Origin of the sequence: Streptomyces sp. NBC_01525, from assembly GCF_045040405.1 — a bacterium.
Lineage (GTDB): Bacteria > Actinomycetota > Actinomycetes > Streptomycetales > Streptomycetaceae > Streptomyces > Streptomyces benahoarensis.
The window spans coordinates 1,913,216-1,933,320 of the sequence record NZ_CP109397.1; the positions used below are offsets into that span (position 1 = coordinate 1,913,216).

Annotated in this window: 17 protein-coding genes, 1 other RNA gene and 1 pseudogene; 6 read left to right on the top strand and 13 right to left on the bottom strand. The window is 72.6% G+C overall.

Annotation, left to right across the window (positions count from 1 at the left end; all coding sequences use genetic code 11):
• Positions 1-56 precede the first annotated feature (56 nt).
• Positions 57-383: an Lsr2 family protein gene (locus tag OG422_RS08515; RefSeq protein ID WP_143943563.1), complete on the bottom strand. Its 327-nt coding sequence runs from the start codon at positions 381-383 to the stop codon at positions 57-59.
• A gap of 483 nt (positions 384-866) precedes the next feature.
• Between OG422_RS08515 and OG422_RS08520 the strand changes: the two genes are divergently transcribed.
• On the top strand, positions 867-1,805 hold the full coding sequence (locus tag OG422_RS08520; RefSeq protein ID WP_405741572.1) for a TauD/TfdA family dioxygenase: 939 nt from the start codon (positions 867-869) through the stop codon (positions 1,803-1,805).
• Positions 1,806-1,838: 33 nt separating this feature from the next.
• On the opposite strand, the gene OG422_RS08525 is transcribed toward OG422_RS08520, so the two are convergent.
• Entirely contained in the window at positions 1,839-2,612 is a 774-nt protein-coding gene (locus OG422_RS08525) for a glycosyltransferase family A protein (RefSeq protein ID WP_143943561.1), read from the bottom strand.
• 66 nt (positions 2,613-2,678) lie between these two features.
• On the opposite strand from OG422_RS08525, the pseudogene OG422_RS08530 reads away from it, so the two are divergent.
• Positions 2,679-3,535: pseudogene (locus tag OG422_RS08530) on the top strand (nucleotide sugar dehydrogenase); the annotation flags it as partial.
• Positions 3,536-3,785: 250 nt separating this feature from the next.
• Here the strand turns inward: OG422_RS08530 and rnpB are convergent.
• Positions 3,786-4,186, bottom strand: an RNA gene (gene rnpB, locus OG422_RS08535) — RNase P RNA component class A.
• Positions 4,187-4,225: 39 nt separating this feature from the next.
• Positions 4,226-5,743, bottom strand: coding sequence for an RNB domain-containing ribonuclease (locus OG422_RS08540; RefSeq protein WP_405741576.1), 1,518 nt, complete (start codon positions 5,741-5,743; stop codon positions 4,226-4,228).
• 285 nt (positions 5,744-6,028) lie between these two features.
• On the opposite strand from OG422_RS08540, the gene yaaA reads away from it, so the two are divergent.
• Positions 6,029-6,826 (top strand): peroxide stress protein YaaA, encoded by a 798-nt coding sequence (gene yaaA, locus OG422_RS08545; protein WP_405747692.1) that lies wholly within the window; start codon positions 6,029-6,031, stop codon positions 6,824-6,826.
• A gap of 69 nt (positions 6,827-6,895) precedes the next feature.
• Positions 6,896-7,537 carry a bifunctional 4-hydroxy-2-oxoglutarate aldolase/2-dehydro-3-deoxy-phosphogluconate aldolase gene (eda, locus tag OG422_RS08550; protein WP_143942981.1) on the top strand — a complete coding sequence of 214 codons (642 nt, stop codon included), beginning with the start codon at positions 6,896-6,898 and terminating at the stop codon, positions 7,535-7,537.
• Positions 7,538-7,596: 59 nt separating this feature from the next.
• Here eda and OG422_RS08555 read toward each other — a convergent pair whose 3' ends face one another.
• From OG422_RS08555 to OG422_RS08570, 4 genes are all read right to left on the bottom strand, one after another.
• The gene (locus OG422_RS08555) at positions 7,597-8,745 is read right to left on the bottom strand and encodes a bifunctional RNase H/acid phosphatase (protein WP_405741578.1); all 1,149 of its coding nucleotides are present in this window, start codon (positions 8,743-8,745) and stop codon (positions 7,597-7,599) included.
• Between the two features lie 3 nt (positions 8,746-8,748).
• Positions 8,749-9,492: a zinc ribbon domain-containing protein gene (locus OG422_RS08560; RefSeq protein ID WP_143945494.1), complete on the bottom strand. Its 744-nt coding sequence runs from the start codon at positions 9,490-9,492 to the stop codon at positions 8,749-8,751.
• Complete coding sequence (locus OG422_RS08565; protein WP_405741581.1) at positions 9,489-10,364, bottom strand: Nif3-like dinuclear metal center hexameric protein; 876 nt, start codon at positions 10,362-10,364, stop codon at positions 9,489-9,491. Before OG422_RS08565 ends, OG422_RS08560 begins: the two co-directional genes overlap by 4 nt.
• Positions 10,365-10,479: 115 nt before the next feature.
• Positions 10,480-11,511 carry an ABC transporter substrate-binding protein gene (locus OG422_RS08570; protein WP_405741584.1) on the bottom strand — a complete coding sequence of 344 codons (1,032 nt, stop codon included), beginning with the start codon at positions 11,509-11,511 and terminating at the stop codon, positions 10,480-10,482.
• Between the two features lie 233 nt (positions 11,512-11,744).
• Here OG422_RS08570 and OG422_RS08575 point away from each other — a divergent pair, with 233 nt between their 5' ends.
• Together OG422_RS08575 and OG422_RS08580 are read left to right on the top strand one after the other, a co-directional pair.
• Positions 11,745-13,325, top strand: a complete 1,581-nt coding sequence (locus OG422_RS08575) for a hypothetical protein (RefSeq protein WP_405741587.1) — start codon at positions 11,745-11,747, stop codon at positions 13,323-13,325.
• Between the two features lie 132 nt (positions 13,326-13,457).
• Positions 13,458-13,625, top strand: a complete 168-nt coding sequence (locus OG422_RS08580) for a hypothetical protein (RefSeq protein ID WP_405741590.1) — start codon at positions 13,458-13,460, stop codon at positions 13,623-13,625.
• 124 nt (positions 13,626-13,749) lie between these two features.
• On the opposite strand, the gene OG422_RS08585 is transcribed toward OG422_RS08580, so the two are convergent.
• The 5 genes from OG422_RS08585 to OG422_RS08605 form a co-directional block, all read right to left on the bottom strand.
• Complete coding sequence (locus OG422_RS08585; RefSeq protein ID WP_405741593.1) at positions 13,750-14,700, bottom strand: 3-oxoacyl-ACP reductase; 951 nt, start codon at positions 14,698-14,700, stop codon at positions 13,750-13,752.
• A 63-nt stretch (positions 14,701-14,763) separates the two neighbouring features.
• A complete protein-coding gene (locus tag OG422_RS08590; RefSeq protein WP_405741596.1) occupies positions 14,764-15,840 on the bottom strand; it encodes a Zn-dependent alcohol dehydrogenase in 1,077 nt (358 codons plus the stop codon).
• A 97-nt stretch (positions 15,841-15,937) separates the two neighbouring features.
• Positions 15,938-16,861, bottom strand: coding sequence for a MaoC/PaaZ C-terminal domain-containing protein (locus OG422_RS08595; RefSeq protein WP_405741599.1), 924 nt, complete (start codon positions 16,859-16,861; stop codon positions 15,938-15,940).
• Positions 16,862-17,268: 407 nt separating this feature from the next.
• On the bottom strand, positions 17,269-18,708 hold the full coding sequence (locus OG422_RS08600; RefSeq protein WP_405741602.1) for an MFS transporter: 1,440 nt from the start codon (positions 18,706-18,708) through the stop codon (positions 17,269-17,271).
• 161 nt (positions 18,709-18,869) lie between these two features.
• On the bottom strand, positions 18,870-20,063 hold the full coding sequence (locus OG422_RS08605) for a lipid-transfer protein (RefSeq protein WP_405741605.1): 1,194 nt from the start codon (positions 20,061-20,063) through the stop codon (positions 18,870-18,872).
• Positions 20,064-20,105: the final 42 nt, after the last annotated feature.

Consider the following 20,105-nt stretch of genomic DNA (forward strand, 5'->3'; position numbering starts at 1 on the left):
AGACCAAGAGACCCCCTCATATCCCATGAGGGGGTCTCCGGCTTGTTCAAGTAAGCTCACTCGGCCTTCGCGTACGCCTCGCGGATTTCGACGGGGACGCGGCCGCGGTCATTGACGTTGTAGCCGTTCTCCCTGGCCCAGGCCCGGATCGCCGCAGTGTCCTGGGCCGGCACGGAGGCCGCCCTCGGCTTGCCGGACTTTCCCTTCGTCTTGCGGCCTGCCTTGAGGAACGGGCCCATGGCTTCCAGCAACTGGTCGTAGGAGTCGGGCCCGAGGTCAATCTCGTACGTGACACCGTCAAGAGCGATGACGTGCGTAGCTGCTTCCGATGTCTCTTCGCCCGTGAGGTCATCGGTGTAAATGGTGACGATCTTCTGTGCCATGCGGGTCATCGTATACGGTGCGACGGACCAGAGCCGGGGCCCCGCAGACTCCGCTTCCTTGAATTGAATTCAATCCGCCAGCCCTGTACGCTTAGCCATTTCCAAAAGGTCGGGACGAGTGCGCTGGTGCATAACCATTAGTACCCGCAGCACCTCTCTGGCCATGGGGTGCATCACGGTCAGTGACGTTCCGGTCATCTGGACCGGCCCCGCCGTTTCCAGCGGAATGCACGCACCGCCGCCTGCGAGAACTGCATTGCGGAGCTGGAAAGCCTGATCTGGAATTACTTCGTTTCGAAGAACAGTCCGCAGACTCCCGCCTCCGCGGCAAGCTAGCCACTTAATTTCTCCCACGGAAATGGTTATCGCCGCGGAGGCGGGGCTCCACCCCCGCCTCAGTCGCCCCCGATTAACGGACAGGGCTAGCCGGCCGGGGCGGGTTGAAGTGCCTCAAGCAACATCCACGAGAAGGGATGAAATGTGATGGGGATTCTGGCGCATGACGGCGAGGACACGTTCATCAATCTGCCCAACGAGCCTGAGAAAGCTCTCATCGACCTCGGAAGCACCCTCCCTTCTTGGGACTTGGAGGGCACGTTCCTGGCGGATTCCGCGATCGAGCGGTACCAGGCCGAACTGGCTTCGGTCCCACTGGTCACCGAGACCATCGAATCCCTGCTCGCCATGCTCAGCACGACGGGCACCGGATACGCCGTGGTGCGTCTGGGGAAAATCGCTGACGTGCTGGGAACCGGGAAGCAGTTCCTGCGCCTGGCAACGGCCATCCTCGCGGAAGTGGCGCGGCCCTTCCAGCCCTTCCGCCGGTGGCCACTGTGGAAAGAGAGCGGGACCAACCTCAACGCCAACCCCGGCCTGTCCACCGGTACGGGGTACAACGCGTTCCACATGGACCTGGTCAACGCGACCCGGCCGCCGGACTACACCACGCTGCTGTGCGTCCGACCCGACCCGCTTGGGGCGGGCGCGAGCATCGTCTCCAACGCCCGCGAGGCCGTGTCTCGCCTGACGCCATCAAGCCGCGCACTCCTGACCGACGCGGCATACGCCTACGGCGGCTTCTTCCGCCTGGCCGACGTCGGCCAGGAGTACAAGCCGTTCCCGGTACTGGACAGCGAACCCGACGACCGCGGGTTTGTGCGGTTCACCGCCAAGATGCTCACCGAATCCGAACTCGATGAGGTACACGCCAACGCGGCCAAGGAGCTAGCGGGCCAGATGGTCGCCGGGCAGGTCTCCTTCACGCTCCAGCGCGGTGACATGTTGATCGTGAACCAGCATCGCTGGGTCCGCGGGCGTGAACCGCTCGCCAACGGCCAGCACGATGTCGAGCCTGAGAACCGCCGCCTACTGCTCCAACTGTTCCTGCGCAGCACGGGCGCCACCGAACCGGGCGCCTCGTAGGTGGCGCGGGCGCTGGCCGGGCCACCGTGAGTTCTAGATGCGTGAGTTACGCAGCGACTGCCACACGGCGCCGGCCAGCGCCCGCGTCGACCGAGGAACCGACAGCCCCTCGTGCTCCCGGTACAGCTCCCAGTTGTACTGAACAAGCGACAGCTTGTTGGAGGACAGCGATCCCGCCTGGTGGGCCCTGTATACGGCAAGCGGCTCGGAAAGGCCCCGGGCGTCCGCACCGTCACGCATGATCGACAGCCACAGGGCGTAGTCCTGCCGCTTCCGCATCTCCGGCATCAGCCTCGTGCCCAAGACGTTGCGGTCGTACATGGCGGTCAGGGCACCGATGTGGTCCCGGACCAGCATCTGACGGTAGTCCACGTGCTCCCTCGCGCGAACTACGCGCCCGTTCGGGATGAAGTCGGTGCTCTCGCCGTCGTAGTCGGCGTCCATCTTGAAGTACGAGGTGAACGTCAGGGGCGCACTGCCCGCCTCAGCGAATTCGATCTGCCGCTCGGTCTTCTCCGGCAGCCACATGTCGTCGCTGTCGAGAAAGGCCACGTAGTCCCCCCGGGCCCGCTCGATGGCGAGGTTGCGTGCCCGCCCGGCACCGCCCTGTTCAGGTGCCGACTCCGGTAGGACGCGCTTGTCCTGCCGGGCGAACTCCCTCAGCAGGTCCATGGAGCCATCGGTGGACTTGTCGTCGGTGACCAGCAGCTCCAGATCACTGTGGGTCTGCGTGAGCACCGACCGGACCGCTGCGTCGAGCGTCGCTGCCGAGTTGTACACGGGCATCACGACAGACACCAGGGGCACAGCGCTTCTCCTTGCTCAGCCAGGCACGACAGTCCATTCAAGCATTGCGATCGAGTAGGAGCTGCCATGCATGTTGTTGTCGCTGGTCAGGGCTACGTGGGGCTGCCGCTGGCCGTGCGCGCCGCCGAGGTGGGCCACCATGTCGTCGCTACGGACCCGCATCGCGTCCGGCAGCTCGCCGCTGGCGAGTCCTGTGCCAGCACGCTCGGCGCGCACCTACGTCCTGGCGCGACCGTGGTCCTGGAGTCCACGACCTACCCCGGCACCACCGAGGAACTGGTGCTGCCGATCTTGGAGAAGGCGTCCGGACTGATCGCTGGTGCGGACTTCCACGTCGGCTTCAGCCCTGAGCGCATCGACCCGGGAAACCAAGCGTGGCCGTTCGAGAAGACGCCCAAGGTGGTGGCCGGCATCGACGCCGTGTCGCTCAGCGTGGTCAAGGACTTCTACGACGACTTGGTGGAGACCACCGTTCCGGTCTCGGGAACGAAGGTGGCCGAGCCGACGAAGCTCATCGAGAACATTTTCCGGCACGTCAACATCGCGCTGGTCAACGAGACGGCGATGCTCGCCAGGTCGCTCGGCGTGAACGTCTGGGAGGCGATCGACGTCGCCGCATCCAAGCCCTTCGGCTACATGCGGTTCGCCCCCGGCCCCGGTGTCGGCGGACACTGCCTGCCGATCGACCCGACTTCGTGGTCCGGCGGCTCATAGAGGGGTTCAATACGCGGCGCATGGCCGTCAGTGGATCTCGTGTCCTGCTGCTCGGTCTGGCCTACAAGGCCAACACCTCCGACGCCCGGGAGTCGCCGTCGGCGCGTATCGCTGAGTTGCTACTCAACCTCGGTGCCGAGGTGCGGGGTGCGGACCCGCACGTCGTCAATGACATCTGCACCGACGCGCGCCTCATCCGAGTAGAGGCGACGGTTCGGCTCACCATCATCCGGATCATCCGCGACCACCTCCAAGATCCAGCAGCACCAACGACGTGGTGCGGGCGCGATCTGGACTTCACCGGGGCCATCTTCGATGGCGGGAGCTTCCAGGGCGCTGCGTTTACCGGCGGCATAGTCTCCTTCTAAGAGTGACCATCTCGCTCCGTCCTCACGGCGCACGCAAAGGGCCCCTGACCTGGAGCTTTACCAGGTCAGGGGCCCTTCGCCGGCTAGGCGACGGACGAGTCGGCCTTATACGCCGGGTTCTGTCTCCCCCGGTCCTTGCGGGCCGAGGGGAGGCGGCCATCCATCTAGGGCTGCCGTTGCCGACAGCCTCGTGCGGTCTACCCGCGGACTCGGGCGGGCAGCCCTCGATCGTCCGCGCAGGAGCGCCGGGGCGCTCCCTCTTGACCTTGCTCCGGGTGGGGTTTACCGAGCCCTCCGAGTCACCTCGGAGGCTGGTGGTCTCTTACACCACCGTTTCACCCTTACCGGTGCCTTGCGGCTCCGGCGGTCTGTTCTCTGTGGCACTGTCCCGCGGGTCACCCCGGGTGGGCGTTACCCACCACCCCGCCCTGTGGAGCCCGGACGTTCCTCGGGAGGGTCCGAAGATCCTCACGCGGCCGCCCGGCCGGCTCGTCCGCCGTGGTGACCATGCTACCCGGCCGGACCCGGCGGTCAGGCCGGGGTGAAGCGGACGGGGTCGCTGCCCGGTTCGGCGGCGGTGAGACGGACGCGGAGCGCGTCGCCCGGGCGGGGTGCGGGGGCATCGGGCGGGGTGGTGAGGTGGCCGGTGACGGCGGGGGTGTGGAGGTGGACGGTGGCACCGGTGACACCGGTGACACCGGTGGCGTCGTCGGGGTCGGGGTCGGTGTCGGTGTCGGTGACGACGGCGTCGAAGGTCTCGCCGATCCGGTCGCGCAGCAGGGCGGCGCCGACGAGGGCGACGCACTCGCGCTCGGCGTCGTCGGCGCGGCGGGCGCCGGTCGCCATCGTGGCGGGCAGCCCGGTCAGGACGGAGCGGACCCAGGACGGCGGCGCGATACCGGCCGAGGCGGCCAGGCAGAGTTCCGAGGTGTAGCGGTCGACGAGGCGGTTCAGCGGGGCGGTGGCATGGGCGTAGGGCAGGGCGACGGCGGCGTGCACCGCGGCGGACGGCGGCGGGGGGCTGCCGTCGAACGCGAGGTAGCCGCCGCCGCGCAGCACCGTGGCGCACTCCTGGAGGAACGCGGCGTGCGAGGCGCGGTGCGGGTCGAGGCCGCGGACGAGCGCGGCGTACGACGTGTGGTGCGGCCAGTCGACCCCGAGGGCGTGGGCGGTGCGGCGGAGGCGGGCGACGGAGCCGTCCGGTGCGGTGGGCAGGGTGCGCAGGATGCCGGTACCGGCGGCGAGCATGAGGTCGGCGGCGGCCACGCCGATGAGCTGGGCGAGCTGTGCGGTGAACCGTTCGGCGGGGAGCGGGGCGCGGTAGGCGAGGGCGTAGCGGCCGTCGTGGACGGTGAGCCGGGCCTCGGGGACATACAGGGAGATCGCGCCGCGGGCGCGTTCGCGGGCCTCGCACAGCAGGCCGATCTCGCGGAGCAGGGCGAGGGGTTCCTCGGCGGTGCCGTCGTCGAGGATGCGCTGGACGGCCGGGTGGTCGAGGCGGGCGCGGGAGCGGACCCGGGCGCGGCGTACGGAGGCGGTGGCCAGGGCGCCGTCCGCGTCGAGGTCGAGCTGCCACAGGATGGCCGGGCGGTCCTCGTCGGGCAGGAGTCCGGCGGCCCGCTCGCTGAGGGCGTACGGGTGGAGGGGGACGCGTTCGTCGGGGAAGTGGAGGGTGGTGACGCGGTGGTGGGCCTCGGCGTCGAGGGCGCCGCCGGGGGTGACGAAGGAGGCGACGTCGGCGACGGCGTAGTGGAGGCGGAAGCCGCGTCCGGCGGGGCGGCGGGCGAGGAACATCGCGCGGTCGAGGTCCGGGGCGCCGGGCGGTTCGAGGGTGAAGAGCGGCAGGTCGGTGGCGTCGGCGAGGCTGTGAGCGGTGGCCACGTCGCCGGTGGCGGTGGGGATGCGCGGGGCGAGGGCCGCGCTGTCGGCCTCCGCCTGGGCGGTGGGCGGGAAGTGTTCGGGGATCTCCAGCCGCCAGCGCAGTCCGCGCAGCGCGGCGCGCAGCGGGTCCTGCGCGGCGTCGGTCACGTGCATGGGGCGGCGGGGCATGTCACCGAGCGTAAGGCGGTGCGGCGTGCGCGGCGCGGTGCGGCGGGGCGCGCCGGGGCCGGTCGGGTGCGGGCCCGGATCACGGCCGTGAGCTGCGGTTCCGTCGTGGCGGACGGCAGGTCCCACCGTGTGGCGCGGTGCGCCGGGTTCGGCCGGGCCGGTCGGGTGCGGGCCCGTGAGCTGCGGTTCCGTCGTGGCGGGCGACAGGACCTACCCTTTGGCGGGGTCTGCGGCGCGGTGCGCCGGGCCCCGCCGTACCGCATTCGCCGCGTGAAGGAGAAGACCGTGCTGGTGCTGTTGCCGCCGTCCGAGGGGAAGGCCGCGGGGGGCGAGGGGGCGCCGCTGGATATGGCCGCGCTGTCGCTGCCGGGGCTCGGCGCCGCGCGCGAGGCCGTGCTGGACGAGCTGATCGCGCTCTGCTCGGGCGACCAGGAGAAGGCGCGCGAGACCCTGGGCATCAGCGTGGGGCTGCGGGCCGAGGTCGCGAAGAACGCGGCGCTGCGGACGGCGGGCACCCGCCCCGCCGCGGAGATCTACACCGGGGTGCTCTACGACGCCCTGGGCCTGACGACGCTGGACGCGGCGGCGCGGGAGCGGGCCGACCGGTCGCTGCTGGTGTTCTCGGGCCTGTGGGGCGCGGTGCGGCCCGGTGACGCGATCCCGTCGTACCGCTGCTCGATGGGGGTGAAGCTGCCGGGCCTTGGGGCGCTCGGGGCGTACTGGCGGGAGCCGATGGCGCGGGTGCTGCCGGAGGTCGCGGCGTCCGGGCTGGTGCTGGATCTGCGGTCGGCGGCGTATGCGACGGCGTGGAAGCCGAAGGGCGAGGTCGCGGGGCGGACGGCGACGGTGCGGGTGCTCCAGTCGAAGATCGTGGACGGGGTGGAGAAGCGGTCGGTGGTCAGCCACTTCAACAAGGCGACGAAGGGGCGGATGGTCCGCGATCTGCTGACCGCCGGGAGGGTGCCGGAGGGCCCGGCGGAGCTGGTGGAGGCGTTGCGCACGCTCGGGTACACGGTGGAAGCCGAGGCCCCGGCGCGGGCGGGCCGTCCGTGGGCGGTGGATGTCGTCGTCACGGAGCTGTGAGCACCCTCATTGCATAATTTGCAACGCTCGTTGCGAATTATGCAGAGAGGGGCGCAATATGGGCGCGTGATGCACGCTGCCCCCTCCCCCGCGCCCGCCTCCGTGCTGGGCCTCGCCCCCGTCATTCCGGTCGTCGTGATCCAGGACGTCGCCGACGCCGTGCCGCTCGCCCGCGCCCTGGTCGACGGCGGACTGCCCGCGATCGAGGTGACGCTGCGGACACCCGCCGCGCTCGACGCGCTGGCCGCCATCGCCGCCGAGGTCCCGGACGCGGTGGTCGGCGCGGGCACCTTGCTGACGCCCGAGCAGACCACGGCGGCCTGCGGCGCCGGTGCGCGGTTCCTGGTGAGCCCCGGGTGGTCGCCGCGGCTGCTGGCCGCGATGCAGGACGCCGGTGTGCCGTTCCTGCCCGGCGTCTCGACGGCGTCGGAGGTGGTGACGCTGCTGGAGCAGGGCGTGACGGAGATGAAGTTCTTCCCCGCCGAGGCCGCGGGCGGCACCCCGTATCTGAAGTCGCTGGCCGCGCCGCTGCCGCAGGCCCGTTTCTGCCCGACCGGCGGCATCGGCGCCGCGTCCGCGCCGTCCTACCTCGCACTGCCCAACGTCGGCTGCGTCGGCGGCACCTGGATGCTCCCGGCCGACGCGCTGGCCGCCAAGGACTGGGGCCGGGTCACCGAACTCGCCCGCGAAGCCGCCGCGTTGACCCGCTGAACACCGTACGACGACGGGCCCGGCACCTTCCGCAGGTGCCGGGCCCGTCGTCGTACGCGTCAGCGCAGATGCGAGGTGTCGTTCAGCAGCCGCAGCGAGGCGTTGCCGTCGGCGTAGTACGCGACGGCGGAGAGCGAGGCGGCCGACAGCTCCATGCGGTACAGCGCCTCGGGCGGCGCGCCGAGCGCCAGCCGGACCAGCGTCTTGATCGGCGTGACATGGGTGACCACGAGGACGGTGCGGCCCGCGTACCGGGCGGTCAGCGCATCCCGGGCGGCGGCGACCCGGCGGGCCACCGTCGCGAACGCCTCGCCGCCGCCGGTCGGCGCCACGCGGCTGGAGCCCAGCCAGGCGTCGAGGTCGTCCGGGTACCGCTCCCGGACCTCGCCGAAGGTCAGGCCCTCCCAGGCGCCGAAGTCCGTCTCGCGCAGCCCGTCCTCGACGCGGACGTCGAGCCCGAGCCGGTCGGCGACGACCGCGGCGGTCTGCCGGCAGCGGCGCAGCGGGGAGCTGACGACGGCTTCGATCGTGCCGCGGGCGGCGAGCGCGGCGGCGGCCGCCTCGGCCTGCCGCAGCCCCGCCGGGGACAGCTCCGGGTCGCCGCCGCCGCTGCCCGAGAAGCGCTTCTGCGGGGTCAGCGCCGTCTCGCCGTGGCGCAGCAGGACGAGGGTGGCGGGCGCGCCGAGGTCGGCGTTCCCCCAGCCGGCGACCGGGGCTGCCGCCCCGGTCGCGTCCGTGCCGGTGCGCGCCGGGGCGTCGAGCGCCGCGCGGGAGCCCTCGGGCCGCCACTGACGGCCGTCGCGCCCGGCGTCCATCGCCTCGTTGGCGAGCCGGTCGGCGTGCTTGTTCCGCGCCCGGGGGATCCACTCGTACGAGACCAGCGTCGCCGGGTGGGCGGCGGCGGCCTCGGCGGCGAGCGGCTTCATGTCGGGGTGCTTGATCTGCCAGCGGCCCGACATCTGCTCGACGACGAGCTTGGAGTCCATCCGCACCCGGATCCGGGCCGCCGGGTCGAGGGCGTGCGCCGCCCGCAGCCCGGCGACGAGGCCGCGGTACTCGGCGACGTTGTTGGTGACGGTGCCGAGGAACTCGGCGGCCTCGGCGAGGGGTTCGCCGGTGGCCGCGTCGAGGACGACGGCGCCGTAACCGGCCGGGCCCGGGTTGCCCCGGGAGCCGCCGTCGGCCTCGACGATCAGGGTGCGGGCCACGGCCTACAGACCGGAGTCGGGCGTGCGGACCAGGATGCGGCTGCAGTTCTCGCAGCGCATGACGGTGTCGGCGGCGGCCGCGCGGATGTCGTTCAGCTCGGTGATGTCCAGCTCCAGGCGGCAGCCCTCGCAGCGCCGCTGGTAGAGGCGGGCCGCGCCGATGCCGCCGTGCCTCTCCCGCAGCCGGCCGTAGAGCTTCATGAGATCGGCGGGGATGTCGGCGACGGTCAGCTCGCGCTCCTTGGTGACCGTCTCGGCCTCGGCGTCGATCTCGGCGCAGGCGGCGTCGCGGCGGGCGGTGACGTCGTCGGCCTTCGCCTGGACGGCCTCGACGCGGCCGGACAGCTCGGTGGCGCGCTCCTGGGCGGCCTCGCGGCGCTCCATGACCTCCAGGACGATGTCCTCCAGGGCGCCCTGGCGCTTGGCGAGGGAGGCCAGTTCACGCTGGAGGCTCTCCAGGTCCTTGGGCGAGGTGACGGCGCCGGAGTCCAGGCGCTTCTGGTCGCGGGCGGCGCGCTGGCGCACCTGGTCCACGTCCTGCTCGGCCTTGGTCTGCTCGCGGGCGGTGTCGCTCTCCTCGGTCTGCGCGGCGACGAGCAGGTCGCGCAGCTGGGTGAGGTCGGCTTCCAGGGTGGTCAGCTCGGCCAGCTCGGGGAGGTTGTTGCGCTTGTGCGCGAGCTGGGTGAGGCGGACGTCCAGGGCCTGGACGTCGAGGAGACGGATCTGGTCGGCGGGCGCGGCGTTCAGCGGGGGGCTCCTGTGGTGTGTGTCGGGGCGGAGGGGGAGGCGGACGCCGCGTGGGCGGTCCAGGGGTCGGTGACCGTACGGGAGACGTGCGTGCGCAGGCCCCAGCCGTGGCGGTCGGAGACGGCGTCGAGCTGGGCGGCGGCCTGTTCGCACCAGGGCCACTCGGTGGCCCAGTGCGCGGCATCGAGCAGCGCCGGGGGAACGGCGCCCACACTCTGGGTGGCCTCGGAGGCCGGGTGGTGGCGCAGATCCGCGGTGAGGAACGCGTCCACACCGGCGGCCCGCACCGCGTCGAAAAGGCTGTCGCCCGAGCCGCCGGAGACCGCGAGCGTACGGATGACGCGGTCCGGGTCACCGGCCGCGCGGATGCCCTGCGCGGTGGCCGGGAGCCGGGCGGCGGCGTGGGCGGCCAGCTCGGCGAGCGTCATCGGGTGCGGCAGTTCGCAGATCCGGCCCAGGCCGCGGCGGCCGTGCGGGTCGGTGGCGTCCGGCACCAGCGGGCCGGTGATCCGCAGGTCGAGCGCGCCGGCCAGGGCGTCGGAGACCCCCGGGTCGGCGGTGTCGGCGTTGGTGTGCGCGACGTGCAGGGCGATGTCGTTCCGGATGAGCGTGTGGACGACCTTGCCCTTGAAGGTGGACGCCGCGACCGTCGTCGTCCCGCGCAGATAGAGCGGGTGGTGGGTGACGAGGAGGTCGGCGCCGAGGGAGACCGCCTCGTCGGCGACGGCCTGGACGGGATCGACGGCGAACAGGACGCGCTCGACCCGCGCCGCGGGGTCGCCGCAGACCGCGCCGACGGCGTCCCACCCTTCGGCCCGCTCGGCGGGCCAGAGGGCGTCGAGAGCGGTGAGGACTTCAGACAGTGCGGGCACGGGTGGAAGGTTACCTCCCGCCCGGGGCCCGCCGTCCCGCGTCCCCGACGGGCGGTGACGGGCGCCCGGCGGCGTGCGGCGACGGGGTCCGCCGCCGCGCCACCGGGCCCGGACGTCACTTCTTGACGAGGTATCCGCGCAGGTCGTCGAGGACGCTGTCGGCGGCGGTGACGCCGAGGCCGAGGTACCAGGTCTCGTCCTTGACGTTCTTGGCGTGGCCGTCCTTGACCGCCTTGAGGTTCTTCCACAGCGGGTTGGACTCGGCGGTGTCCCGCTTGGTGGCCTTGGGGTCGCCGTAGACGCCGGTGAAGATCCAGTCGGCGTCCGCCTGGTTGATGTTCTCCGGGCTGACCTCGGTGGCGAGGTCGTCGACCTGCTGGTTCTTCGGGCGGGGCAGGCCGACGTCCTTGAGGAGGGTGCCGATGAAGGACTGCTGGGCGTAGAGCCGGGTGAACTGCGGCATGTAGCGCAGCATCGTGACGGTCGGCTTCTTCGGGCCGATGTCCTCGCCGAGCTTCTTCGCCTTCTCCTCGTACGCGGCGAGCTTCGCCTTGGCCTCGGCGGTCTTGTCCAGGGCGGCGGCGTTGAGGAGGTAGTTCTCCTTCCAGGTGAAGCCCGGGCGGATGGAGAAGACGGTCGGGGCGATCTTCGCGAGCTGCTGGTACTGCTTCTCGGCGCGGAGCTTGCTGCCGAGGATCAGGTCGGGCTTGAGCTTGTTGATGGCCTCCAGGTTGAGGCCGTTGATGGTGCCGACGCTCTTGGGGTTCCCGGCGTCCTTCTTCAGGTAGTCCGGGATCGCCTCGTCGCCCTCGGTGGGGGCGTAGCCGACGGGCTTGATGCCGAGGGAGACGACGTTGTCCAGCTCGCCGACGTCGAGGACGATGACGCGCTTGGGTTCGGCCTTGAGTTTCGTTTCGCCCATGGCGTGCTCGATGGTGCGGGGGAACTGACCGGCCTTGGCGTCGGTCCCCATCTTGGCCGTCTCCTCGGCCGCCTTGGCGAAGTCCTTGCCGCCCTGGGCGACGGACTTGGATCCGGCGCCGTTGTCGCTCTTGCCGCCCCCGGCGGAGGAACCGCAGGCCGCGAGGGCGAGGGCACCGGCGGCGGCGAGGGCTGCGGCGGCGGTGCCGCGGCGGCGAAGGGACATCGCGTACTCCTGGGGGTCGGACTGCGGGCGGTCCACGGGAGGCGGCACACCCGACACAACAAAGGTTAGGCAGCCCTTACTTTACGCACGCTTGAAACTGCCAGCACAGGGACCCCCGCCAACACCGGCGAACCGGACTTTCGCCACCCTTATGCGTGAACCCTCACCGCACACGTTGATCGGCCGGAAGTCCGAAAACTACCTTCGGCATGATGACTGGAGGTGATCATCCGATGACGGTCTGTGTCAGGAAAGACATCGCGGCGCTCGGACGTCCGCCCCGCGCGCCGCTGACGATCGCCGCCGACGGCTCGTACGCCGCCCGGCTGGTACGTCAGGACGACGGTACGGACGGCTGGTTCCCGGAGCGCTGGACGCTGAGCGGACCGGAGCCCTACGCCGTACCGCTGCCCGGCGACACCCCGGAGGCGCCGGACAGCACGCTGCTGCCGCTGGCGGACGGCCGGGTGCTGATCCGGCGGCCGGTCGAGGACGGTTTCGGCCTCGCGCTGCTGTACCCGACGGGCCCGGGCACCGGCGAACTCCCGCTCGGCACCATCGAGGCGCCGGAGCTGACGCTGTTGCCCCCGGCGCCCGGCGGCCGGAGCGCGCACGCGCTGACGCCGGGTGACACCTCCACCTCCCTGTGGCTGCTGCACGGCGGTCCGGACGGGCCCGAACACCTCGCGGAGATCCCCGGGCGGTGCACCGGCGGCGCCTGGCTGGACCGCTCCGGGCAGCTGCTCGCCGTCGACCAGGAGCTGGACGGCCGGACGAAAACCGTCGCCCTCGATCTGACCCGCGGCGGTGAAACGACACTGCTTCTCCAGATCACCGAGGAGAGCAACGACCGGCTGCTGCTGGCCGATCCGGACAGCGGACTGCTGCTGGTCCGCTCCGACGCGCCGGGCGAGGACCGGCTGGGCTGGGGCGTCCTGGGCAGTGCGCTCCCGGTGCGGTTCCCCTCCTGCCTGCGGCCGCCGGACGCGACGCTCACCCCCTTCGCCGTCCAGCCCGGCCAGATGCTGACGCCGGAGCAGTGCGCGGTGGCGTGGCGCGTCGAGGACGGCGACGGCGAACGCCTCGGCGTCTGGCGCCCCGCGGCCAAGGGGCTGCGGCAACTCCCGGCCCCCGAGGGCTGGTTGACCGGCGCGGGCCGCTGGGGCGCGGACGGCGAACTGCTGCTGCCGTACGTCACGGACACCGTCGCGTGCGGTCTGGCACGGATGGCCGTTCCGCTGGAGCCGTCCGAGGAACCGTGGGCGCGCACGGCGGACCCGGTGCCGGACCCGGTGCCGGTCGTGGAGCCGGACCTGGTGCCGGTGGCGGCACCGATGGCGGCGCTGCCCCCGGCGCTGCCCCTGGTACCCGTCCCGGCACCGGCGCTGCCCGCCGCGCGGGCCGCGGAGCCCGTGCCCGTACCGCCGGTGGGGGCCACCGTGCCCGTACCGCCGGTGGGGGCCACCGTGCAGACGCCGGACGCGGAGCGGCCGCGGCTGCCGCAGGCGGTGCGGACGATGCAGGGGCTGCGTACCACCCGCCCGCCGCTCCCGGTGCGCAACACCCTGGGCGGGGACGCCATCCGGCGGTGGCAGGACCGCGGCCGGATCGCCCCGATCGGCGCGGCGGTCCCGCCGCCCCGGGACGGCGGCTCCGCACCATTCCCCCCACCGGACACCGCGCTCCGGGAACCGTACGCGGGCGCCGCGCATCCTTCTCCCTGTCGGCCGGTGCCGCTGCAGGAGGCGCCGCTGTCGGCCGGGGAGGCCCGGTGGAGCGTGATCACCCGCCCCGTTAGGATTCAGCGGGGCTGATGGGGGTCGCCCTTCACTCCTGACGGAGCGCGGGTCGACCCCCGCGCAGCTGGTCGACCCGGCCATCGGCGGCGACACCGCGGCGGTCCCGACGCGTACAGCCGTAAGCGATCCGACGGAGTGACACTTTCCATGCCCGAAGCCCAGACCGACACGACCGAGGCGCGCCCGCAGGAGGCACCCGCCCAGGCCGCCGAGGCCCAAGGCTCCGGCAGGCACCGTGGTCCGGCAGCGACGGAGGAGGCCAAGGCGGCTGCCAACGGCCGTCACCGCCGCACCAAGCAGCCCCAGAACGCCTGATCACCAGGCGCCCCGGAGCCTGTCACGGCCCCCGTCCCCTTCTCCGGAAGGGGCGGGGGCCGTTGCCGTTGCGGAACGGGCGCCTCGGCCGCCCCGGAACGCGGCTTCCGGACGGGGCCCGCGCTCAGGCCCGTTTGAGGCCCAGCACCTCGGTGGCGGCGAAGGTCTCCCCCGCCGGGCGCTCCGCGTAGTACGGGGTGAGTACGGCGTCCAGTTCGTCGTAGGTGAAGGTCTCCTGCGCGCTGTCGAACTGGGCGGCGACCCGGGGGCGTTCGGCGACGGCGACCATGCCGCCGTGGACGACCAGCAGCTGTCCGTTGACGCGGGCGGCCGCCGGGGAGGCGAGGTAGCCGACGAGCGGGGCGACGTGTTCGGGGGCCAGCGGGTCGAGGCCGCCGTCGGTGGGTTCGGCGAACCCGGCGAAGACGTCCTCGGTCATCCGGGTGCGGGCGCGTGGGCAGATGGCGTTGACGGTGACGCCGTACTTGGCGAGCGCCAGCGCGGTGGAGGTGGTCAGGCCGACGATGCCGCCCTTGGCCGCGGCGTAGTTGGGCTGACCCGCCGATCCGGCGAGGAACGCCTCGGAGGAGGTGTTGACGATCCGGCCGTAGGTGGGTGCGCCGGACGCCTTGGCGCGGCCGCGCCAGTACGTGGCGGCGAAGTGGGTGGTGTGGAAGTGGCCTTTGAGGTGGACGCGGATGACCGAGTCCCATTCGTCCTCGGTCATGGAGAAGATCATCCGGTCGCGGAGGATGCCCGCGTTGTTGACCAGGATGTCGAGGCCGCCGTAGCTGGCGACGGCCAGTTCGATGAGCTCGCGGGCCTGCGTGTGGTCGGCGACGTCGCCGGTGTGGGCGACGGCCCGGCCGCCGGCCGCGGTGATCTCGGCGACGACCTGGGCGGCGGGGACGGCGGACGCCTCACCGGAGCCGTCGCGGCCCGGCGCCCCGAAGTCGTTGACGACGACGGCGGCGCCGAGCCGGGCCAGTTCCAGGGCCTCGGCACGGCCCAGACCGCGGCCCGCGCCGGTGACGACGGCGGTGCGTCCGTCCAGGGGAAGTACGGTGCCGGTCAATGCCGTTCCTCTCGGTCGCGGGGGCGGGCGGTCGCGGGGGGTGTGCGGCCCGGTCCCGGGCGGTCACAGCTCGATGCAGGTGCGCAGGGAGGTGCCGGTGCGCATCTGGTCGAGGGCGTCGTTGATGTCGTCGAGGCGGACGCGGTGGGTGATCAGCCCTTCGAGGTCGATGCGTCCGGCCCGCCACAGGGCGATGGCGCGTTCGTAGGAGCGCAGGACGTCGCCGCCGCCGTAGAGGGAGGGCAGGATGCGCTTCTCGTCGAAGAACAGCTCGAACATGTTGACCTGGAACGTGTCGTCGAGGGCGCCCGCACCGACGATGCAGAGGGTGCCGCCGCGGCGGGTGGTCTCGTAGGCGGTGCGGGCGGTGGCGGACTTGCCGACGACCTCGAAGACGTAGTCGTAGCCCTCGCCGGAGGTGACCTGGGCCTTGGCGTCGGCGAGGGCGTCGGGCGCCAGGGCCTCGGTGGCGCCGAAGCGGAGGGCGGCCTCGCGGCGGGCGGGCACCGGGTCGACGGCGGTGATGTGGGCGGCGCCGCAGGCCCGGGCGCCCTGGATGACGGAGATGCCGACGCCGCCGCAGCCGATGACGGCGACCGACGAACCGGCCTCCACCTTCGCGGTGTTGACGGCGGCGCCGAGGCCGGTGGTGACGCCGCAGCCGATGAGCGCGGCGATGTCGTACGGCACGTCGTCGGGGATGGGGACGGCGCAGTGCGCGGGGACGACGACCTCCTCGGCGAACGTGCCGGTACCGGCGAAGCCGAAGACGTCCCCGCCGGGCCGTTTGAAGTTGGGCGTTCCGGCGTTCATGAACCCGGCCAGGCACAGATGGCTCTGGCCGCGTTTGCAGGACGGGCAGGCGCCGCAGGCGGGCAGCCAGCACATCAGGACGCGGTCGCCGGGCAACAGGGCGGTGACGCCGTCGCCGACATCGAGGATCTCGCCCGCGCCCTCGTGGCCGGGGACGAACGGCGCGGGCTGCGGCAGCACCCCGCTCATCGCGGAGAGGTCGGAGTGGCACAGGCCGGTGGCCCGCACCCGCATCCTGACCTTGCCGGGACCGAAACCCACTGCTTCGACGTCGTCGAGGACGTCGAGGGTGTCCTGTCCTGTCTCGTGCTGTACGGCTGCGCGCACGGTGCGGCTCCTTCTCGTACGAACGGACGGTGCGGGGCGGGGCGGGGGTGGGAGGTACGGGGCGCGGATGCAGATGCGGGTGCGGGGTGCGGGTGGGTCAGGTGTGGTCGACGACGGTGTCGGCGAGGACCGGGGCGTCGTCGCGGTCGGCGGCGGTGACCAGCACCTGGATGCGGCCGGGCCCGGGGGCGTCGCGCCACAGCCGCAGGCGCAGTGTCTCGCCGGGGAAGACGACCCCGGCGAAGCGGGTGGTGTAGGCGCGCACCCGGGAGACGTCGCCGTCGAGGGCGGTGTCGACGACGGCCTTGAGGGCGACGCCGTACGAGCACAGGCCGTGCAGAATGGGCCGGTCGAACCCGGCGAGCTTCGCGAACGACGGGTCGGCGTGGAGCGGGTTCCAGTCGCCGGAGAGGCGGTAGAGGAGGGCCTGGTCCTCGCGGATGCGGCGTTCGGTGGTGAGGTCGGGGGCGCGTTCGGGCACCTGGATGCGGGCGGACGGGCCGCGGTCGCCGCCGAAGCCGCCCTCGCCGCGGACGAAGATCTGGGTGTCGCAGGTCCACAGCGGCCCGTCGTCGTCGGCGACCTCGGAGCGCAGCACGATGACGGCCGCCTTGGTCTTGTCGTACACGGCGGGCACGGTGGAGGTCTGGGTGGCGCGGCCGCGGACCGGGAGGGGGCGGTGGACGGTGACGGTCTGGCCGCCGTGGAGCACGGCGGCGAGGTCGACGTCGATGCCGGGCGCGGCCATGCCCCCGGCGACCGCCCTACCTTCCCCACGCTCTCGACCTTGCTCGAGCAGGGGAGACCCCGTTCCGGCGACGGTGGCGAAGCTGGGCAGCACGTGCAGCGCGCTCTCCAGGGTGTAGCGCAGTTCGTCGGGGTCGGTGGCGGGGTGTTCCTTCTCCGGGGTGGGCGCGCCCGCGCCGATGCCGAGGTGGTAGAGCTGAACGTCCTTGTGGTCCCAGGTGAGTTCGGTGGTCCGCGGCGGGGCGGCGGTGGCCTTGGCGACATCGATGGGCATCGGGCTGTTTCGCTCCTTAGGGGTGCGAGGACCCCGGCCCGCCGTCCGCACCGTCGACGGGCCGGGGCCGTACCGGTTCGGCGGGGACGCGTCCGGCGGCGCGGGGGCGTGCCGGGCGGGGGCGGGGCGTCCGGTGGGTCCGGGGCGCACCCCCGCTTTTAGAACGCGTTCTAGCCGATGGCCTCCTGTATAGCTGATCCGCCCGACGCCCGGAACCCCCCTGACGGTGCGTCAGTTCGGGAGCGGGTGGGGGCCGCACCGATGACATGCGCCGGAGGACGGCGCCCATCGTCCACCTCTGCCGCGCCGCGCCGTGCCATGCCGCGGCTGCGTAGCGTCGGGGCGCGAGGATCGTGGAGCGGGGGGGGCGAGGGCCGGGCCGCGCCGGACCCGGCCCCGTCCTGCGTTCAGCCGTGGGTCGCGTCCTCCCGGCGCCGGGGCAGGGCAACGAGCATCAGGACGATGGCGACCACCAGCACCAGGGCGCCGACGTGGAAGGCCAGGCCGTAGCCGCCGGCCAGGGCCGCGCGGCCGTCGCCGGAGAGGGCGCGGGCGGCGGCGACGGTGGAGAGGACGGACAGGCCCAGCGCGCCGCCCATCTGCCGGGAGGTGTTGATCAGCCCGGAGACCAGGCCCTGATCGCCGGGGGCGGCGCCGGAGGTGGCGATGGCGGCGACCGGGGTGGCGGCCAGTCCGGCGCCGAACGCCATCAGGATGCCGGGGCCCAGCAGGGTGCCGAGGTAGGTGCCGTCGACGCCCATGGTGCCCTGCCAGAGCATGCCGCACGCGGAGAGCGCCGCACCGCAGACCGCGAGGGTCTTGGCGCCCACCCGGTGCATCAGCCGCGGGGCGAGCTTCGAGCCGATGACGATGCTCAGCGAGTGCGGGATGAAGGAGAGTCCGGCCTGGAGCGGTGAGTAGCCGAGGACGTTCTGCACGTAGAGGGAGAGGAAGTACCACATGGAGAACATCGCCGCCCCGGACAGCAGCATCGCGGCGTTGGCCGAGGACACCGCCCGCATCCGGAACATGCCGAGCGGCATCAGCGGCGCCTTGGCGCGCGCCTCGACGGCGAGGAAGGCGGCGATGACCACCAGGCCGGAGGCGAACGGCAGCAGTGCGGCGGCGGAGCCCCAACCGGCCGTCTCCGTCTGCACGATGCCGTAGGCGACGAGCCCGAGACCGCCGGTGGCCAGCAGCGCGCCGGGTATGTCCAGGCGACGGGCGGTGGCCTGGCGGCTCTCGGTGAGCCAGAGCACGGCGCCGGCCAGCACCAGCGCGCCGACGGGGACGTTGATCAGCAGCACCCAGCGCCATGAGAGGTACTGCGTGAGCACCCCGCCGACCAGCCCGCCGACCGCGCCGCCACCGGCGCCGACCGCCGTCCAGGTGGCGATGGCCCGGGTGCGGGCCGGGCCGGTCGGGAAGGACGTCGTCAGGATGGTGAGGGTGGCCGGGGAGAGCACAGCCGCGCCGATGCCCTGGAGGGAGCGGGCCACGATCAGCTGCCAGGGCTGCTGCGCCACTCCCCCGGCGAGGCTGGCGACGGTGAAGAGCGCCAGCCCGAGGACGAATATCCGCTTACGGCCGAAGAGGTCGGCGGCCCGTCCGCCGAGGAGCATGAATCCGGCGAAGGTGATGACGTAGGCGTTGACGATCCACTGCAGGCCCAGCTCGCTCAGGCCCAGGCCCGTCCGCATGGCGGGCAGTGCGACGTTGACGACGGAGACGTCCAGGATGACGAGGAACTGACCGGCGCAGACCAGCAGCGTCACGAGCCAGCCAGGGACGGCGCTTCTACGGCGTGGGGGTGCGGACAGGGCGGTGGACGTGGCAGCAGACGGCATGCGCCCATCGTCGCACCCGCCGGACCGAACATGTATCGGATATCGGCCCGGCCCCGGCCCCGTCGCAGGTCGCAGGCATGGTCCTAGGACCTACGACCGATGCCGCCCCGGGGAGGCCCGGTTCGGGCCCGCGCGACGGGCCAACCCCCGTCCCTCCGACGTCACTTGCGGAGCAGTGTCACCACCGCGGCGCCGCCGAGGCCGATGTTGTGGGCGAGGCCGGTCCGGGCCCCGGGCACCTGTCGTTCACCGGCGGTACCGCGCAGCTGCCACACCAGCTCGGCGGCCTGCGCGAGGCCGGTGGCGCCCAGCGGATGGCCCTTGGAGATCAGCCCGCCGGACGGGTTGACCACCCAGCGGCCGCCGTAGGTCGTCGCGCCGTCGGCGACGAGCGCGCCGGACGCGCCCGCGGCGCACATGCCCAGCGCCTCGTAGGTGAGGAGTTCGTTAACGGAGAAGCAGTCGTGCAGCTCGATGACGTCGACGTCCTCGATGCCGAGGCCGCTCGCCTCGTAGACCCGGCGGGCGGCGGCGCGGGTCAGCGGGGTGCCGACGACGTCGGTGCAGGAGCCGGAGGCGAAGCTCTCCTCGGTGTCGGTGGCCATGGCCTGCGCGGCGATCTCGACGGCGCGGTCGGCGAGGCCGTGGGCGTCGACGAACCGTTCGGAGGCGACGACGACGGCGGCCGCGCCATCCGATGTCGGGGAGCACTGGAGCCGGGTCAGCGGGTGGTGGACGACGGGGGCGGCGAGGATTTCCTCGACGGTGTACACGTCCCGGAACTGCGCGTACGGGTTGTGCGCGGAGTGGCGGTGGTTCTTGGCGCCGACGGCGGCGAGCTGTTCGGCGGTGGTGCCGTGGCGGTCCATGTGTTCGCGTGCGGCGTTGCCGAAGAGCTGGGCGGTGGGCGGGGTCTTCCCGAAGCCGTGGGTGGCGGCCATCACGCCGTAGTGCCGGGCGACGGGCGACGCCGCGAAGTCGCCGCTCCCGGCGCCCGCGCCGAGCGCTCCGCGCCGCATCTGCTCGAAGCCGAGGGCGAGGACGCAGTCGTTGACACCTGCCTCGACGAACTGGCGGGCCAGCATCAGGGCGGTGGCGCCGGTCGCGCAGTTGTTGTTGACGTTGTAGACGGGGATGCCGGTCATGCCCAGTTGGTAGACGGCGCGCTGTCCGGCGGTGGACGGCTGGTGGCAGTAGCCGACCGGGACCTGCTCGACGGCGTCGTAGCCGATCCCGGCGTCGGCGAGGGCGTTGCCGCCCGCCTCGGCGGCCAGGTCCCCGTACTGCCGGTCGCCGCTCTCGGGTTTGGTGAAGGGCGTCATTCCGACGCCGACGATGTACGCCTTGCCGGTCATGGGTGCTCCTGGGCGTCGACGGGCCGGACGCGCCCGGGGGCG

Bases quoted from the DNA above. Each gene is read 5' to 3' on its own strand.
- OG422_RS08515 (WP_143943563.1), bottom strand. From the start codon at position 383: ATGGCACAGAAGATCGTCACCATTTACACCGATGACCTCACGGGCGAA.
- OG422_RS08520 (WP_405741572.1), top strand. From the start codon at position 867: ATGGGGATTCTGGCGCATGACGGCGAGGACACGTTCATCAATCTGCCC.
- OG422_RS08540 (WP_405741576.1), bottom strand. From the start codon at position 5,743: ATGCCCCGCCGCCCCATGCACGTGACCGACGCCGCGCAGGACCCGCTG.
- eda (WP_143942981.1), top strand. From the start codon at position 6,896: ATGCACGCTGCCCCCTCCCCCGCGCCCGCCTCCGTGCTGGGCCTCGCC.
- OG422_RS08570 (WP_405741584.1), bottom strand. From the start codon at position 11,511: ATGTCCCTTCGCCGCCGCGGCACCGCCGCCGCAGCCCTCGCCGCCGCC.
- OG422_RS08575 (WP_405741587.1), top strand. From the start codon at position 11,745: ATGACGGTCTGTGTCAGGAAAGACATCGCGGCGCTCGGACGTCCGCCC.
- OG422_RS08580 (WP_405741590.1), top strand. From the start codon at position 13,458: ATGCCCGAAGCCCAGACCGACACGACCGAGGCGCGCCCGCAGGAGGCA.
- OG422_RS08595 (WP_405741599.1), bottom strand. From the start codon at position 16,861: ATGCCCATCGATGTCGCCAAGGCCACCGCCGCCCCGCCGCGGACCACC.
- OG422_RS08600 (WP_405741602.1), bottom strand. From the start codon at position 18,708: ATGCCGTCTGCTGCCACGTCCACCGCCCTGTCCGCACCCCCACGCCGT.
- OG422_RS08605 (WP_405741605.1), bottom strand. From the start codon at position 20,063: ATGACCGGCAAGGCGTACATCGTCGGCGTCGGAATGACGCCCTTCACC.